This is a genomic window from Klebsiella oxytoca (genome assembly GCF_009707385.1).
GTDB lineage: Bacteria > Pseudomonadota > Gammaproteobacteria > Enterobacterales > Enterobacteriaceae > Klebsiella > Klebsiella oxytoca_C.
In genome coordinates this window covers 4,755,604-4,770,817 of the sequence record NZ_CP046115.1, presented here as the reverse complement: position 1 = coordinate 4,770,817, position 15,214 = coordinate 4,755,604, and the positions used below count along the sequence as shown (strand labels likewise).

Annotated in this window: 12 protein-coding genes; 5 read left to right on the top strand and 7 right to left on the bottom strand. The window is 54.0% G+C overall.

Going from position 1 to position 15,214, the window contains the following annotated elements; all coding sequences use genetic code 11:
- Positions 1 to 51: 51 nt before the first annotated feature.
- The gene (locus GJ746_RS22195; protein WP_154682132.1) at positions 52 to 1,353 is read right to left on the bottom strand and encodes an MFS transporter; all 1,302 of its coding nucleotides are present in this window, start codon (positions 1,351 to 1,353) and stop codon (positions 52 to 54) included.
- A 482-nt stretch (positions 1,354 to 1,835) separates the two neighbouring features.
- Between GJ746_RS22195 and uxaC the strand changes: the two genes are divergently transcribed.
- The 3 genes from uxaC (at position 1,836) to GJ746_RS22180 (ending at position 5,428) form a co-directional block, all read left to right on the top strand.
- A complete protein-coding gene (uxaC, locus tag GJ746_RS22190; RefSeq protein WP_154682131.1) occupies positions 1,836 to 3,248 on the top strand; it encodes a glucuronate isomerase in 1,413 nt (470 codons plus the stop codon).
- A gap of 18 nt (positions 3,249 to 3,266) precedes the next feature.
- Positions 3,267 to 4,754 carry a UxaA family hydrolase gene (locus tag GJ746_RS22185; protein WP_154682130.1) on the top strand — a complete coding sequence of 496 codons (1,488 nt, stop codon included), beginning with the start codon at positions 3,267 to 3,269 and terminating at the stop codon, positions 4,752 to 4,754.
- Between the two features lie 119 nt (positions 4,755 to 4,873).
- Complete coding sequence (locus GJ746_RS22180; protein WP_154682129.1) at positions 4,874 to 5,428, top strand: YgjV family protein; 555 nt, start codon at positions 4,874 to 4,876, stop codon at positions 5,426 to 5,428.
- 18 nt (positions 5,429 to 5,446) lie between these two features.
- On the opposite strand, the gene sstT is transcribed toward GJ746_RS22180, so the two are convergent.
- The 6 genes from sstT to GJ746_RS22150 form a co-directional block, all read right to left on the bottom strand.
- Entirely contained in the window at positions 5,447 to 6,694 is a 1,248-nt protein-coding gene (gene sstT, locus GJ746_RS22175; RefSeq protein WP_154682128.1) for a serine/threonine transporter SstT, read from the bottom strand.
- Between the two features lie 253 nt (positions 6,695 to 6,947).
- Positions 6,948 to 7,916, bottom strand: coding sequence for a TerC family protein (locus tag GJ746_RS22170; RefSeq protein ID WP_154682127.1), 969 nt, complete (start codon positions 7,914 to 7,916; stop codon positions 6,948 to 6,950).
- 250 nt (positions 7,917 to 8,166) lie between these two features.
- Positions 8,167 to 9,156 carry a Gfo/Idh/MocA family protein gene (locus GJ746_RS22165; protein WP_154682126.1) on the bottom strand — a complete coding sequence of 330 codons (990 nt, stop codon included), beginning with the start codon at positions 9,154 to 9,156 and terminating at the stop codon, positions 8,167 to 8,169.
- A gap of 69 nt (positions 9,157 to 9,225) precedes the next feature.
- Entirely contained in the window at positions 9,226 to 9,729 is a 504-nt protein-coding gene (locus GJ746_RS22160; RefSeq protein ID WP_154682125.1) for a M48 family metallopeptidase, read from the bottom strand.
- 78 nt (positions 9,730 to 9,807) lie between these two features.
- Complete coding sequence (locus GJ746_RS22155) at positions 9,808 to 11,451, bottom strand: glycoside hydrolase family 43 protein (protein WP_154682124.1); 1,644 nt, start codon at positions 11,449 to 11,451, stop codon at positions 9,808 to 9,810.
- 128 nt (positions 11,452 to 11,579) lie between these two features.
- On the bottom strand, positions 11,580 to 12,446 hold the full coding sequence (locus GJ746_RS22150; protein ID WP_154682123.1) for a helix-turn-helix domain-containing protein: 867 nt from the start codon (positions 12,444 to 12,446) through the stop codon (positions 11,580 to 11,582).
- A gap of 107 nt (positions 12,447 to 12,553) precedes the next feature.
- Here GJ746_RS22150 and GJ746_RS22145 point away from each other — a divergent pair, with 107 nt between their 5' ends.
- Entirely contained in the window at positions 12,554 to 13,897 is a 1,344-nt protein-coding gene (locus GJ746_RS22145) for a glycoside-pentoside-hexuronide (GPH):cation symporter (RefSeq protein ID WP_154682122.1), read from the top strand.
- Between the two features lie 104 nt (positions 13,898 to 14,001).
- The gene (gene rlmG / locus GJ746_RS22140) at positions 14,002 to 15,132 is read left to right on the top strand and encodes a 23S rRNA (guanine(1835)-N(2))-methyltransferase RlmG (RefSeq protein ID WP_154682121.1); all 1,131 of its coding nucleotides are present in this window, start codon (positions 14,002 to 14,004) and stop codon (positions 15,130 to 15,132) included.
- The last annotated feature ends 82 nt before the right edge of the window (positions 15,133 to 15,214 follow it).

Sequence of the window (15,214 nt, the reverse complement as noted above, 5' to 3'; positions counted from 1 at the left end):
AAAAGCCGCCTTATCAAGGCGGCCTGGGGGGATAAATCAACCCGCGTCTATCTAGCTTTGGGTGGCTGGATTGGCTGTTTCCAGCGGCGGACTGTCGTCATTCGCTGATTTATTTTTCAGCACGGTCCAGATAACCACCGCGCCGAGGACATCGAAGATTGCCAGTACGGCGAACAGCGGGCTAAAGCCGATCGTGTCCGCCAGAGCGCCAACCACGAGGGCAAACATAGTGCTCGCCAGCCATGCGGCCATACCGGTCATACCGTTGGCCGTTGCGACTTCGTTACGACCAAATACGTCGGAAGAGAGGGTGATTAACGCACCGGACAGCGCCTGGTGAGCGAAACCGCCGACGCACAGCAGGGCGATAGCGACGAACGGGCTGGTAAACAGACCGATCATCCCCGGGCCAATCATCAGCACCGCGCCCATGGTTACCACCATTTTACGCGAAACGATCAGGTTCACGCCAAACCAGCGCTGGAACAGCGGCGGCAGATAACCACCAATGATGCAGCCGAGGTCGGCGAACAGCATCGGCATCCAGGCAAACATGGCGATCTCTTTCAGGTTAAAGCCGTAGACTTTAAACATGAATAGCGGGATCCACGCGTTGAAGGTACCCCATGCCGGCTCGGCAAGGAAACGCGGCAGGGCGATACCCCAGAACTGACGGTTACGCAGAATCTGCCACGGCGACATTTTCTTGCCGTTATTGGTCTGATGCTGAGATTCCTGGCCACCAATAATGTAATCGCGTTCTTCTTCGGTTAATTTTTTCTGATCGCGCGGGTGTTTGTAGAAAACCAGCCATGCCATTGCCCAGACAAAGCTCAGAACGCCGGAGATGATAAACGCCATCTGCCAGCTGTGCATGACGATAGCCCACACCACCAGCGGCGGAGCAATCATCGCGCCGATGGAAGAGCCGACGTTAAAGTAGCCCACGGCGATAGAACGCTCTTTTGCCGGAAACCATTCCGAGCTGGCTTTCAGACCCGCAGGGATCATTGCTGCTTCAGCGGCGCCGACCGCACCGCGCGCCAGCGCCAGGCCGCCCCAGCTTCCTGCGAGCGCCGTCGAGCCGCAGAAGACAGCCCAGGCGATAGCGAAAAACGCATAGCCGATCTTGGTGCCCAGAACGTCCAGTACGTAGCCGGCTACCGGCTGCATAACGGTATAGGCAGCGGAATAGGCAGCGATGATATAGGAGTACTGTTGAGTGGAGATGTGTAACTCTTCCATCAAAGTCGGCGCAGCGGCAGCGACAGTGTTACGCGTCAGGTACCCCAGCACGGTGCCCAGAGTCACCAGTGCGATCATATACCAACGTAACCCTTTAATTTTACGCATGTAAACCTCATCGTTTATTTTATATCCGCAGCGGGTGCGGTTATTTTCCAGCCCTGTTACTGAGGCGGAGACGGTGAAACGGGGGGGCACAAGAGAGGAAACCTCATATGTCCCGAACCTTGCCATCAATTGTTGTATCTGATTCGGTGTCCATACCGGTAAATCCGACCTGATAATGCGTCGGTAAAACATTCCGTCGGTTTATATGTTTTGACGGCAGCAAGATAACTTGTCATACAACTTCAAAAGTTGAGTGACGTCACAAAAGTAGGAAAGTTTATGTGGGCATTTGTTCTTGCTGGAAACGCCAGAGCTGGCGCGCTCTGGCGGGCTGTTTAATCCTTTCAGAGTACTTTTTTTGTCGACGTTTATTGATCTAACTCACGAAAAATACTTCGGTCAGTGGAAATTGGTGTGATAACTTTGTCAGCATTATAGTCAATCATCTGATGGGCTCCCCAGGGGGCGAAGAGGACACGAAAATGACACCGTTTATGACCGAAGATTTTCTGCTTGATACCGAGTTTTCCCGCCGCCTGTACCACGATTACGCGAAAGACCAACCGATTTTCGACTACCATTGCCACCTTCCGCCGCAGCAAATCGCGGAAAACTACCGCTTTAAGAATTTGTATGACATCTGGCTGAAAGGCGATCACTATAAGTGGCGTGCGATGCGTACTAACGGGGTGGCCGAGCGTTTATGCACAGGAGATGCCTCCGATCGCGAGAAATTCGACGCCTGGGCGGCTACCGTGCCGCATACCATCGGAAATCCGTTATACCACTGGACGCATCTTGAACTGCGTCGTCCTTTTGGTATTACAGGTAAGGTCCTCTCTCCGGCCACGGCGGACGAGATCTGGAATCAATGTAACGATTTGCTGGCGCAGGACAGCTTCTCGGCTCGCGGCATCATGCAGCAGATGAACGTGAAAATGGCCGGTACTACCGACGATCCTGTCGATTCGCTGGAACATCACGCTTCCGTCGCTAAAGACAGCTCTTTCACCGTCAAAGTGCTGCCAAGCTGGCGCCCGGACAAAGCCTTCAATATCGAACAGGCGACCTTCAACGACTACATGGCGAAGCTGGGTGAAGTGTCTGACACCGATATCCACCGCTTTGCCGACCTGCAGTCCGCGCTGATCAAACGTCTGGATCACTTCGCCGCTCACGGCTGTAAAGTTTCCGATCACGCGCTGGACGTGGTGCTGTTTGCGGAAGCCAACGACAGCGAACTGGATAGCATCCTGGCGCGTCGTCTGGCCGGTGAAGCGCTCAGCGAACATGAAGTTGCGCAGTTCAAAACCGCTGTGCTGGTGTTCCTCGGCGCGGAATATGCCCGCCGCGGCTGGGTACAGCAGTATCACATTGGCGCGCTGCGTAACAACAACCTGCGTCAGTTCAAACTGTTAGGGCCGGATGTTGGTTTTGACTCCATCAACGACCGTCCGATGGCGGAAGAGCTGTCCAGGCTGCTCAGCAAGCAGAACGAAGAGAATCTGCTGCCGAAAACCATCCTCTACTGCCTGAATCCGCGCGATAACGAAGTGCTGGGTACCATGATCGGTAACTTCCAGGGCGAAGGTATGCCGGGCAAGATGCAGTTCGGTTCCGGCTGGTGGTTTAACGATCAGAAAGACGGTATGGAGCGTCAGATGACCCAACTGGCGCAGCTTGGTCTGCTGAGCCGCTTTGTCGGTATGCTGACCGACAGCCGCAGCTTCCTCTCCTACACCCGCCATGAATACTTCCGTCGCATTCTGTGCCAGATGATTGGCCGTTGGGTCGAAGCGGGAGAGGCCCCGGCGGATATTCAGCTGCTGGGCGAGATGGTGAAAAACATTTGCTTTAACAATGCGCGTGACTACTTCGCCATTGAACTGAACTAAGACCAGAGGTCGGTTGATATGCAATACATTAAAATCCATTCGCAGGATAACGTCGCGGTAGCGTTGGCGGATATGGCGGCAGGCACGGTAGTCACCATTGATGGCGATACGGTCACGTTGGCTCAGGATATCGCGCGCGGACATAAGTTTGCGCTGCGCGCCATTGCGAAGGGAGACAACGTCATTAAGTATGGTCTGCCGATAGGACATGCGCTGGCGGATATTGCGCCGGGGGAACATATTCACTCCCACAATACGCGCACTAACTTAAGCGACCTCGACGCGTATAGCTATCAACCCGATCTTATCGAACCCGCCGCCCAGCCGGCGGATCGCGATATCGAGATTTACCGTCGGGCTAACGGCGAAGTCGGGGTGCGCAACGAGCTGTGGATCCTGCCGACCGTCGGCTGCGTCAACGCCATGGCCCGCCAGATGCAGAACCGTTTTCTGAAAGAGACTAACGATGCGGAGGGTATCGACGGCGTTCATCTCTTCAGCCATACCTACGGCTGTTCGCAGCTTGGGGACGATCATATTAACACCCGCACCATGCTGCAAAATATGGTGCGTCACCCGAACGCGGGGGCGGTGCTGGTTGTGGGGCTGGGCTGCGAAAACAATCAGGTTGATGCCTTCCGCGAAACGCTGGGCGAGTATGATCCCGACCGCGTTCACTTTATGATCTGCCAGCACCAGGACGACGAAGTGGAGGCGGGGCTGGAGCATCTGCGTCAGCTGTACGAGGTTATGCGTCACGACAAGCGCGAGCCGGGTAAACTGAGCGAGCTGAAGTTTGGCCTTGAGTGCGGCGGCTCTGACGGTCTGTCCGGCATCACCGCTAACCCGATGCTGGGCCGCTTCTCGGATTATCTGATTGCCAACGGCGGCACCACCGTGCTGACCGAAGTGCCGGAAATGTTCGGTGCCGAGCAGCTACTGATGAGCCACTGCCGCGACGAAGAGACCTTTGGCAAGCTGGTTACAATGGTCAATGATTTCAAACAGTACTTTATCGCTCATGACCAGCCGATTTATGAGAACCCATCGCCGGGCAACAAAGCGGGCGGCATCACTACGCTTGAGGATAAGTCGCTGGGCTGCACGCAAAAAGCGGGCTCAAGCCAGGTGGTCGATGTTTTGCGCTACGGCGAGCGGTTGAAAGTGCACGGCCTTAACCTGCTGAGCGCGCCGGGCAACGATGCGGTAGCCACCAGCGCCCTGGCCGGTGCCGGTTGCCATATGGTGCTCTTCAGCACCGGCCGCGGCACGCCTTACGGCGGTTTCGTGCCGACGGTAAAAATTGCCACCAACAGCGAGCTGGCGGCGAAGAAAAAACACTGGATCGACTTCGATGCCGGTCAGCTGATTCATGGCAAAGCGATGCCGCAGCTGCTGGAAGAGTTTGTCGATACCATTGTCGCGTTTGCTAATGGTAAGCAGACCTGCAACGAGCGTAATGATTTCCGCGAACTGGCGATATTCAAAAGCGGCGTCACTCTCTAATGACTCGTTATCTTTCACGCCGTGATTGCGGTGTGAAATCTTTTGAGTAATAAAAGGGCGGTATTCCGGAAGCGGCGTTTCAGAGTATGATGCGCCGTTTTGTTTTATAAGGACTTTTCATGACCGCGTATTGGCTTGCCCAGGGCGTTGGCGTCATCGCCTTTCTGATCGGTATTACGACCTTTTTCAATCGCGATGAGCGACGCTTTAAACTGCAGCTGGCGGTCTATAGCGCCACCATTGGCGTACATTTCTTTTTGATGGGGGCCTGGCCGGCGGGAATGAGCGCCGAGCTCAATACCGTCAGAACCCTTGTTTCAATGCGCACCCGCAGGCTGTGGGTGATGACGGTGTTTATTCTGCTCACGCTGGTGCTGGGGCTGGCGAAACTGCAGCACGCTATGGAACTGTTGCCGATTATTGGCACCCTGGCCAGCACCTGGGCGCTCTTTCGCTGCTCGGGATTAACCGTCCGCTACGTCATGTGGTGCGCGACCGCCTGCTGGGTGATCCACAACTTCTGGCTGGGCTCGATTGGCGGCACCCTGATTGAAGGCAGCTTTTTGCTGATGAACGGCCTGAACATCATCCGCTTCCGGCGGATGCAAAAGCGCGGTATAGATCCGTTCAGAGTGGAAAAGGCGGTACAGGAAGAGAGCCCCTCCGCGCGTTAGCGGAGGGGAAGGGCGAGCTTAGTTACGCACGGCGTTCCTGGCAATCTGTTCGTCTTCCGCGATACAGGCCGCGGCAGTAAACAGAACATCGGTAGAGGAGTTCAGCGCGGTTTCGCAGGAATCCTGCAATACCCCGATAATAAAGCCGACGGCAACAACCTGCATGGCAACATCGTTTGGAATACCAAACATATTACAGGCCAGCGGGATCAGCAGCAGCGAACCGCCCGCCACGCCGGAAGCGCCGCAGGCGCACAGCGAAGCCACGACGCTCAGCAGCAGCGCGGTCGGCAGGTCCACCGGGACATTCAGAGTATGTACTGCCGCCAGAGTGAGCACCGTAATAGTAATCGCTGCCCCGGCCATATTGATGGTGGCGCCCAGCGGTATGGAAACGGAATAAGTATCGCGATCCAGGTTTAGCTTTTCACTCAGCGCCATATTCACCGGAATGTTGGCGGCGGAGCTGCGGGTGAAAAAGGCGTAAACTCCGCTTTCGCGCAGGCAGAGCAGCACCAGCGGATACGGATTACGGCGGATTTTCCAGAACACCAGCAGCGGGTTAATGACCAGCGCCACCAGCAGCATGCAGCCAACCAGCACCAGCAGCAGCTGGGCGTAGCCCCACAGGGTCTCAAAGCCGGTGGTCGCCAGCGTTGAGGCAACCAGGCCGAAGATACCCAGCGGCGCAAAGCGAATCACTACCTTAACGATAAAGGTCACCGCGTGGGACATATCGTTAATCAGATTTTTAGTGGTTTCATTCCCGTGGCGCAGCGCGAATCCTAAACCGACGGCCCATACCAGAATCCCGATATAGTTGGCGTTCAGCAGCGCGTCGATCGGGTTAGAGACCATGCTCATCAACAGCCCGCGCAGGACTTCGACGATCCCTGACGGCGGGGTGATGCTATCTGCCGCGGCGTTCAGATGCAGCGTTGACGGAAAGATAAAGCTAAACAGTACCGCGGTTAACGCGGCGGCAAACGTTCCCAGCAGATAAAGGAACAGAATTGGACGAATGCTGGTTTTTTGTCCCTTCTGATGGTTGGCGATGGAGGCCATAACCAGCATCAGTACCAGCACCGGCGCTACCGCTTTCAGCGCGCCGACGAACAGGGTACCCAGCAGCCCAACCGCTACGGCGGCCGGCTTTGAGACCGTCGCCAGCAGTACGCCGAGTACCAGACCGACTAAAATTTGTTTGACCAGGCTGCCCTGTGCCAGCCGCCTTAGCAGGGTCGATCGGGGTGATTGTGTTGCCATGCTTCATTCCTTCCTGTGATGTTGCAGTTCGTCCCGGCGACGTATTCTTTGTAACGTTTATGTCCGGATGTAAATAGATGTTTGCCTGGTTGAGTATACGGAAAGAACGCTATTGGGGAAGGGTAAAATGCTGTTTGTCGCTCTGATGACTTATTTTTTAACTAGATTTTAACTATTTTGTGACATGAGTAAGAATAAGACGCGGAAAACGTTGCTGGCCGGGTGAAATTGGCTTCCACCCGACCATGCAGGCTTATTGCAGCTGTTTTTTCCTGTCGTGCTGCTTGTTAACCCAGGCGTTGATAAGCAGCGTGAGAACCAGAATACCGCCGACTACGCCCAGCGACACGCCGATTGGAATATGGTAGAAGTCGACAATCAGCATCTTGATGCCGATAAACACCAGTATCACCGACAGACCATACTTCAGCATGGAGAAGCGCTCTGCGACGCCCGCAAGCAGGAAATACATCGCGCGCAGGCCGAGAATCGCGAACAGGTTTGAGGTCAGCACGATAAACGGATCGGTGGTGACGGCGAAGATGGCCGGAATGCTATCAACGGCAAAGATAACATCGCTCAGCTCGACCAGGATCAGCACCATCAGAAGCGGCGTGGCGTACAGCACGCCGTTTTTACGCAGAAAGAAATGTTCGCCGTCAATCTTATCGGTCATGCGCAGATGACTACGGATCCAGCGTACCAGCGGCTTATCGCCGATCCCGGAATCGTCCTCTTTCGCCAGCGCCATTTTCACCCCGGTAAACAGCAGGAAGGCGCCGAAGACGTAGAGCAGCCACTCGAACTGAGAAATCAACCAGCTGCCGGCGAAGATCATTATCGTACGCAGCACGATTGCGCCCAGTACGCCATAGACCAGAACTCTGCGCTGTAGCGCAGGCGGTACGGCAAAGTAGCTGAACAGCATTAGCCAGACGAAGACGTTATCCACGGCCAGCGCTTTTTCAATCAGATAGCCGGTGAGGAACGCCAGCGCTTGCGGGTCGGCCACGGCGCGACCTTCGGTCTGCACCAGATACCACCAGAAAGCGGCGTTAAACAGAAGTGAGAGGGTAACCCAGAGAATTGACCAGCCAGCGGCTTGCTTCATGGTCATGCTATGTGCACCACGCCGTCCTTGCAGCAGCAGATCGATAGTCAGCATGATGACCACGACCACTGCGAATCCGCCCCATAACAACGGTGTGCCGACAGTATTCATTACGATATTCCTTACATAAAAACAAAACGGCTGACGTCGGAAGACGGCAGCCGCTGCGCTTTTATGCATAGACCTCGCCTTCCGGCAAGGTCTCACTTACAACAAGAATCTGTTGCCCGGCGACCGGATGCGGTTTTTCACACATCGTAATGACGATCGGCCGGCAAGGAAGTTACTCCCCTTTGCGCGTAACAAAGTATTACAGGTTATAAATGGCGTCAATGGAGTTTGACGTACCATTTACACAGCTTTACGCCACCGGCTGACTATCCGCCGGGAAGACCACGCCGGTCTGGCGACGAATTTCGCTTAGCAGCTTCGCCGTGATGCGGCTCACTTCCAGACCCGGATGAGCCACCTCGTTGCCTTCCACCAGACGAGCGAACTCTTCCGCTTCATAGAGCATGGTATTGATATGCTGCGGCTGGGTAAGATCCTGCGACTTGCCGCCGCGCGGGACCAGGCAGACCTTCTGGCACTCAGAGATTTTCTCAATCACCAGCGCGCCGGCTTCACCCTGGATTTCGCTCGGGATTGCCGAATCGCTTACCTTCGAGTGGTGCAGGGTGACATCAAAATCACCGTAGCTCAGGACGACCGTGCCCTGGCCATCGACACCGCTCTCCAGCAGGCTGGCGCTGGCGTGTACCGCGCGAGGCTCGCCCCACAGCGCAACTGCGGAGGCCAGGCAGTAAAAGCCGATATCCATGATCGAACCGTTAGAGAAGGCCGGGTTGAAGGTATTTGGATTCTCACCGTCGAGATAGCGTTGATAGCGGGAAGAGTACTGGCAGTAATTAATAAAAGCCTTACGTAGTCTGCCGATTTTATCGAGCGATTCTTTTATCAGTAAAAAGTTGGGCAGGCTGGCGGTTTTGAACGCTTCGAAGAGCACCACGTTATTGTCCCGCGCGACCTTGATAGCGGCTTCCACTTCCTGCAGGTTTGAGGCCAGCGGCTTTTCGCAAATGACATGCTTTTTGTGGCTCAGAAACAGGCGGGTTTGTGGGAAGTGCAGTGAGTTAGGGCTGGCGATATAAACCGCGTCAACATCCGGGCTTTGCGCTAAATCGTCCAGCGAGGTGAACAGATGTTCGACGGGATAATCGCTGGCGAAGGACTGGGCTTGCTCAAGGCTGCGGGAGTAAATGGCGGTAAGTTTATATTTACCGGTTTCATGGGCGGCATCGACAAACTGTTTGGTTATCCAGTTTGTGCCAACAACTGCGAAACGTATCATAAACGTTGACGAACTCCATAAAAGGGACCTTTCGTCACTGTAACACGCCATCATGACAAAACCAGTGCGCTATGGCGCAGAACGCTCTAACGAAAGCTGGGTCAGCCACAGGCGGGTATCAAACTCCAGCTGATGGTACTGCGGCTCCATATGGCAGCACAGCTGGTAGAACGCCTTGTTGTGATCTTTTTCCTTCAGGTGCGCCAGCTCGTGCACCACGATCATCCGCAAAAAATCCTCCGGCGCATCGCGAAAGACGGTGGCGACGCGAATTTCGGCTTTGGCCTTCAGCTTACCTCCCTGCACTCTGGAGATAGCGGTATGCAGGCCGAGCGCGTTGTTCAGCACGTGGATCTTACTGTCGTACATCACTTTATTTATAGGCGCTGCTCCGCGCAGATAGCGGGTTTTCAGATCCTGGGTGTACTGGTACAGCGCTTTATCGTTGTTGATATCATGGCCTTGCGGATAGCGTTTTTTCAGCACTTCACCGAGGCGGTTCTGTTCGATCAACGCGGTGACCTGCGCCAGCAGGGATTCAGGGTAGCCCTGGAGATAGGTTAATGTGCTCATGTGGCCTGTTTGCGTAATTAAGCGACAACAGCCGCGAATTCTAGCATCCCGCGCGGGCGGGATGCCAGAAAGGCTGCGTTACTCGATGATCGCATCTTCAAGCGCGCGATAGCTGAAGAAATCAAACAGCGCCTCTTTCCGATGCAGCATGCTATCCACGCAGGCCATGCCGACAAACGCGCCGGTAAACTCGCCGTAGCGGCTGTATTCATCGGAAAAACGTGATGTCTCGTAGACCGCGCCGATGTTTTGGTATTTTTCGCCATCGACGGACCATGAGCACTGTACCTCCCGGCCGTTAATGGCCATCGCGAGGTAGATTTCTCCTTCCGCGAGGCGGATTTTATGCGGGTCGTCGTGGCGCTCGCCGTTATCCATATAAATAATTGCCAGCTGCGCAGCGCCAGAGGCGTCATCCCATGTTTTGTGTAAAAACAGATAGTTCATGTTGTCGTAATAGAGCGCCAGACCGGCGCTGTGCTGATAAATCTCCGGGCTAAAATCCATCTTCGTAGTCATGGTGGCGTATACCGAGGTGAGCTTTTTCGCCAGCAGACTAACTTTATTGAGCGAGCTCAGCGACTCCTGGCCGCGTAGGGCAAGGTAGCCCGCTTTACGCTGCAGGCTGGCAAAGCGCTGAAAACGGATCCTTGGAGCATAAAAGGCGTTATCCAGCGTTTGCCCGTTAAAATCATCTGTATCCGCTTTCGCCGGAAAAGGATGCGCAGGCAGGTTCGATTCTTCAACCTGATGCTGAGCGAGGTTGCCTCCCGCGGCCAGGCGCAGCCAGCCATCGTCGCTCCAGATCATCTTTTGAATCGCCGTTTCACGGCCCAGCGGGCAGCGTAGCTCTTGGCGAAACGGCCTGCTGCAAAGATGGGTTAGCCAGACTTCGCCGGTTGGAGTTTCGACATAGCTACCGTGCCCGGCTTTTTGCAGGTAGGTTTGCGGATTGAAATAGTGCGGCTTGAGATGGCCTGCATCTTTGCGCTCGTTAAAGTTTTCCGGCCAGGAGGTGACGATCGGGTTCAGCGGATCGCCTTGATAAGGTCCGGTGACCTCCGTTGCGCGCGCCATAGTGACCGCATGGCCGTAGCCGGTGCCGCCTTCGGCGACCATCAGATAGTAATAGTCGCCGCGTCGCGTCAGATGCGGCGCTTCGATACAGCCGCGATCGGTACCGCCGTGCCAGATCCGCTGCGGATAACCGATAACGCTTTGCGCTTGCGGCGAATATTCCACCAGGCAAATGGCGCCAGGCTTTTCGTAACCTTCGCGAGTTTCCCACTCCAGAGAGACGATCCATTTTTTGCCATCATCGTCGTGTAAAATTGACGCGTCGAATCCGGCGGAATGGAGATAAATAGGCTCGCTCCAGGGACCGGTTATTTCCCCGGCGGTAATAAGATAATTATCAACGTCAAAATAACGCGAATTCATAGAGTTCATCACGCCATAAATAACGTAAAATAGTTTTTCTTCTTCGCACCAGGTCAGGCTTGGTGCCCAAATACCTTTGGCGGAGGGCAGCTTTTTTAAATCCGGGTTATTATCATCGGTAAGCACGTGGGTAAGTAATTGCCAATGCTTAAGATCCCTGGAGTGATAAATCGGCAGGCCGGGGAACCATTCAAAGGATGATACAGCCACATAATAATCATCGCCGCGGCGACATATACTGGGATCAGGATTAAAACCTTTAAACACAGGATTCTGAATCATCGTATTTACCCTTAATGCGCAAAATATAGCGATAATTGTAAATAGACGACAGCCCGGGAGATATATAGATTGTTTCTGTTTATATAATAAACGTCTACTTATCCGGTGATGTTGCTCACAAAAAAGAGTTATTTGTCCGCCCGACTGCCCACGGCTGCGGTGCTTCTGACTTTGTGCCGGAAGGACTGCGGGGTATCGTTCATCATCTCTTTAAACTTTAGGCAGAAGTAGGCGCTGTCGGTGAAGCCGGCGCTTTGCGAGATATCGCTGATCTTCAGGTCGGTATTGGTCAGCAGATTGATAGCGATATTGAGTTTGCGCAGCAGCATAAATTTCTTGAAGCTGATTCCAAAGGCGGATTTAAAGGTGCGGGAAAACCAGGATTTTGACCACCGGCAGCGGCGGGCGGCTTCTTCGGTCGTCATTTCAAAATTTTCATTTTCATCAATAGATTGAAGCAGTTCAATCAGTTCGCTGAGGTAGCGATGGTTGGTTCGTTCGGTAATGGGGACAGAATCTTTCAGACTATTAAAAGCATGCAGCAGCACGCTTTGCATCAGGGAACGGAATAGCGAATCGGAGAAGTCGCTGAACTCGCCGCACCAGCTCAGCAGCAGCTCCAGACGCTCGGCTTCCTCGCCGGAGAGGTACGCGACTGCGCCGCAGTGGGCCGCGGGTAGCGACAGGTCGTATCCCTCAAGCCACTCTTTTTCGAATTGCATAAGATAACGCTTGTGGCTGGCGGCGGCTGGTAGCGTCATTTCATGAATCAGTAAGGCAGGAACAAATACCAGCGTATTGTTTTTTATTGTAAATTTTTCATCACCAATCGAATAGCTGCCCCCTGATTCCCTGAACCACATCAGTTCGTCCATCATATGAAAATGGGGAATTACGTTTATTCCATTGAAATCATTTATGTTATCTACCCGTAGCGTAAACTGCTCACCGGCGCCTACGGGGATTTTTTCGAAAACGGGAGATTGGTCACTCATCGGGTACACTCTTCTTATATTTAACAGGATGATTTATACATAACCTGATCCGCCTTCGCAATAACTTACAGAGGACAAATATTAACGATTTTTCTGGCGGAGGCGCGATGAATACAGCCCGTATAAGTACAAAAGAAAAATTCAGCTATGGGTTAGGTGATACCGGCTGTAATTTAGTCTGGCAAACGGTGATGCTGTTTATGGCCTGGTTTTATACCGACGTATTTGGTTTAAGCCCGGCGCACATGGGAACGATGTTCCTTGCGGTAAGGGTATTAGATGCGGTGACCGATGTATTAATGGGAGCGGTCGCGGACCGCACGCGGACTAAATACGGACAATTCCGTCCCTATATTTTATGGTTCGCTATTCCTTTCGGCGTTCTTTGCTGCTTAACGTTTTACACGCCGGATTTTGGTTATACCGGTAAGCTTATTTATGCCTATGTTTCTTATACATTGTTATCTCTGGTGTATACGGCGATTAACGTTCCGTATTGCGCGATGATCAACAACATTTCTAACGACTCCCGCGAGCGCGTTTCGCTCCAGTCGTGGCGCTTTGCGCTCAGTACGCTCGGCGGTTTGATTGTCTCGCTCACCGCGCTGCCGCTGGTGGCGTGGCTGGGTCAGGGCAATGTGCAAAACGGCTATTTTTACACCATGATTGTGATGGGATGCCTGAGCATTATCCTCTTCTTTATCTGCTTCGGCCTGACGAAAGAGCGTTACACCACGGATATTGCGGTTAATACCCAAAGCAGCATTCTTGATGACCTGAAAACCCTGCTCTCCAATAAGGACTGGCGCATTCTGTTTGTGCTCAACGTTGTTAACCTGATTGCGGTGTTGTTTAAAGGCGGCACGACTCTCTATTACGTCAACAATATTATGGGGCGGGCGGATCTGGGCAGCCTGCTGCTGACCACCACTCTGGCCTCCGGCGTGCTGGGGGCGATGCTATCTCCGTTTATCTTTAAAAATATCGATAAGGTGAAAGGCTTTAAAATATCGATGGCTCTGGAAGCGGTGCTGCTGATCGGCATGTACTTTGTTCCGGCGGGCAACGTGGGCGCTATCTTTGCGCTGGTGATTATCATCAATATTATTCAGCTAGCCGCCACGCCGCTGCAGTGGAGCATGCTGTCCGATATTATCGATGCGGAAGAAAAACGCAGCGGTAAAAAACTCAGCGGGATCGTGTTTTCAACTAACCTTTTTGCTATCAAGTTGGGGATTGCTATCGGCGGCGCGCTGGTGGGCTATATGCTGGCATGGGGCGACTACGTTGGCGGCGCAGCGCAACAAACCGAATCTGCGCTGGAGATGATCAAGCTGCTTTTCACCGTCTTCCCCGGCATTCTGGTGGCGCTGCTGGTGGTTATCATGAGCAAGTACAGCCTGGATGATAAGCGCCTGTCCCGCCTGGCGCAGAACGATCTTCCTGCATAATGGGCTATCGTCCGGCAGATAGAGATAATCGGCGCATCTCTATTCTACTGGGCGAGGTTTGCGTATAAACTCGCGGGTTTTAGAGTTCCGGAGGCACAGAGGCGATGAGCCAGGTAGAGTTAAACGGTGAGTTATTCACATTAGAGCGATTCCCACCCAATGCTGAAGAGGAAGCGCTTCAGGCGTGGGAAGCGGCGGATGAATATCTGCTGCAACAGGTGAATGACGTCGACGGCCTGACGCTCATTTTCAATGACAGCTTCGGCGCGCTGGGCTGTGCGCTGGCGGAACGCAATCCGCTCAGCATCAACGATTCCTACGTGTCTAAGCTGGCGACCCGCTACAACCTGCGAATGAACGGCATCGATGAAGAGAGCGTACGTTTTCAGGATTCCCTGAGCGAGTTGCCTGCGGCTCCGGCGCTGGTATTGATTAAAATACCCAAACAGCTGGCGCTGCTGGAGCAGCAGCTGCGCGCTTTGCGCGAGGTTGTCACCCCGGAAACCCGCATTATCGCAGCCGCGAAAGCGCGCGATGTGCATAATTCCACGTTGGCGCTATTTGAAAAGATCCTCGGTACCACCACCACATCGCTGGCATGGAAAAAGGCGCGGCTGATTTTCTGTACCTTTACCGCGCCTGAAGTGGCCGATGCGCCGCAAACTTACAGCTGGCAGCTGGACGGTACGCCGTGGGCGATCCACAACCACGCCAACGTCTTCGCCCGCAGCGGCCTGGATATTGGCGCGCGTTTCTTCCTGGAACATCTGCCGAAAAATATTGAAGGCGAGATCGCCGATCTCGGCTGCGGCAACGGCGTGATTGGCCTGCAAGCGCTGGCTTTAAACCCCGACGCCCGGGTGATGTTTACCGATGAGTCCTATATGGCGGTCGCTTCCAGCCGGCTGAACGTTGAAATTAATATGCCGGATGACCTCGAGCGCTGCGAGTTTGTGGTGAATAACGCGCTGTCCGATATTGAGCCGGACCGCTTCGCCGCTATCCTCTGCAACCCGCCGTTCCATCAGCAGCACGCTATCACCGATCATATTGCCTGGCAGATGTTCAACGATGCCCGCCGCAGCCTGAAGTACGGCGGCGAGCTGTATGTTGTCGGCAACCGCCACCTCGATTATTTCCGCAAGCTGAAGCGCGCGTTCGGTAACTGCACGACGATCGCCACCAATAATAAATTTGTGGTGTTGAAAGCGACGAAGGTGCGTAAACAGCGCTGAGCGTTATCGGCTTCCCCGGTTTCCCCGGCTCGCGGCTGACGCCTTAGCCGGGCTACCGGCTGATGCCTTAGTCGGGCTACCT

Bases quoted from the DNA above. Each gene is read 5' to 3' on its own strand.
- GJ746_RS22155 (WP_154682124.1), bottom strand. From the start codon at position 11,451: ATGATTCAGAATCCTGTGTTTAAAGGTTTTAATCCTGATCCCAGTATA.
- GJ746_RS22170 (WP_154682127.1), bottom strand. From the start codon at position 7,916: ATGAATACTGTCGGCACACCGTTGTTATGGGGCGGATTCGCAGTGGTC.
- GJ746_RS22185 (WP_154682130.1), top strand. From the start codon at position 3,267: ATGCAATACATTAAAATCCATTCGCAGGATAACGTCGCGGTAGCGTTG.
- GJ746_RS22165 (WP_154682126.1), bottom strand. From the start codon at position 9,156: ATGATACGTTTCGCAGTTGTTGGCACAAACTGGATAACCAAACAGTTT.
- sstT (WP_154682128.1), bottom strand. From the start codon at position 6,694: ATGGCAACACAATCACCCCGATCGACCCTGCTAAGGCGGCTGGCACAG.
- GJ746_RS22160 (WP_154682125.1), bottom strand. From the start codon at position 9,729: ATGAGCACATTAACCTATCTCCAGGGCTACCCTGAATCCCTGCTGGCG.
- rlmG (WP_154682121.1), top strand. From the start codon at position 14,002: ATGAGCCAGGTAGAGTTAAACGGTGAGTTATTCACATTAGAGCGATTC.
- GJ746_RS22180 (WP_154682129.1), top strand. From the start codon at position 4,874: ATGACCGCGTATTGGCTTGCCCAGGGCGTTGGCGTCATCGCCTTTCTG.
- GJ746_RS22145 (WP_154682122.1), top strand. From the start codon at position 12,554: ATGAATACAGCCCGTATAAGTACAAAAGAAAAATTCAGCTATGGGTTA.
- GJ746_RS22150 (WP_154682123.1), bottom strand. From the start codon at position 12,446: ATGAGTGACCAATCTCCCGTTTTCGAAAAAATCCCCGTAGGCGCCGGT.
- uxaC (WP_154682131.1), top strand. From the start codon at position 1,836: ATGACACCGTTTATGACCGAAGATTTTCTGCTTGATACCGAGTTTTCC.
- GJ746_RS22195 (WP_154682132.1), bottom strand. From the start codon at position 1,353: ATGCGTAAAATTAAAGGGTTACGTTGGTATATGATCGCACTGGTGACT.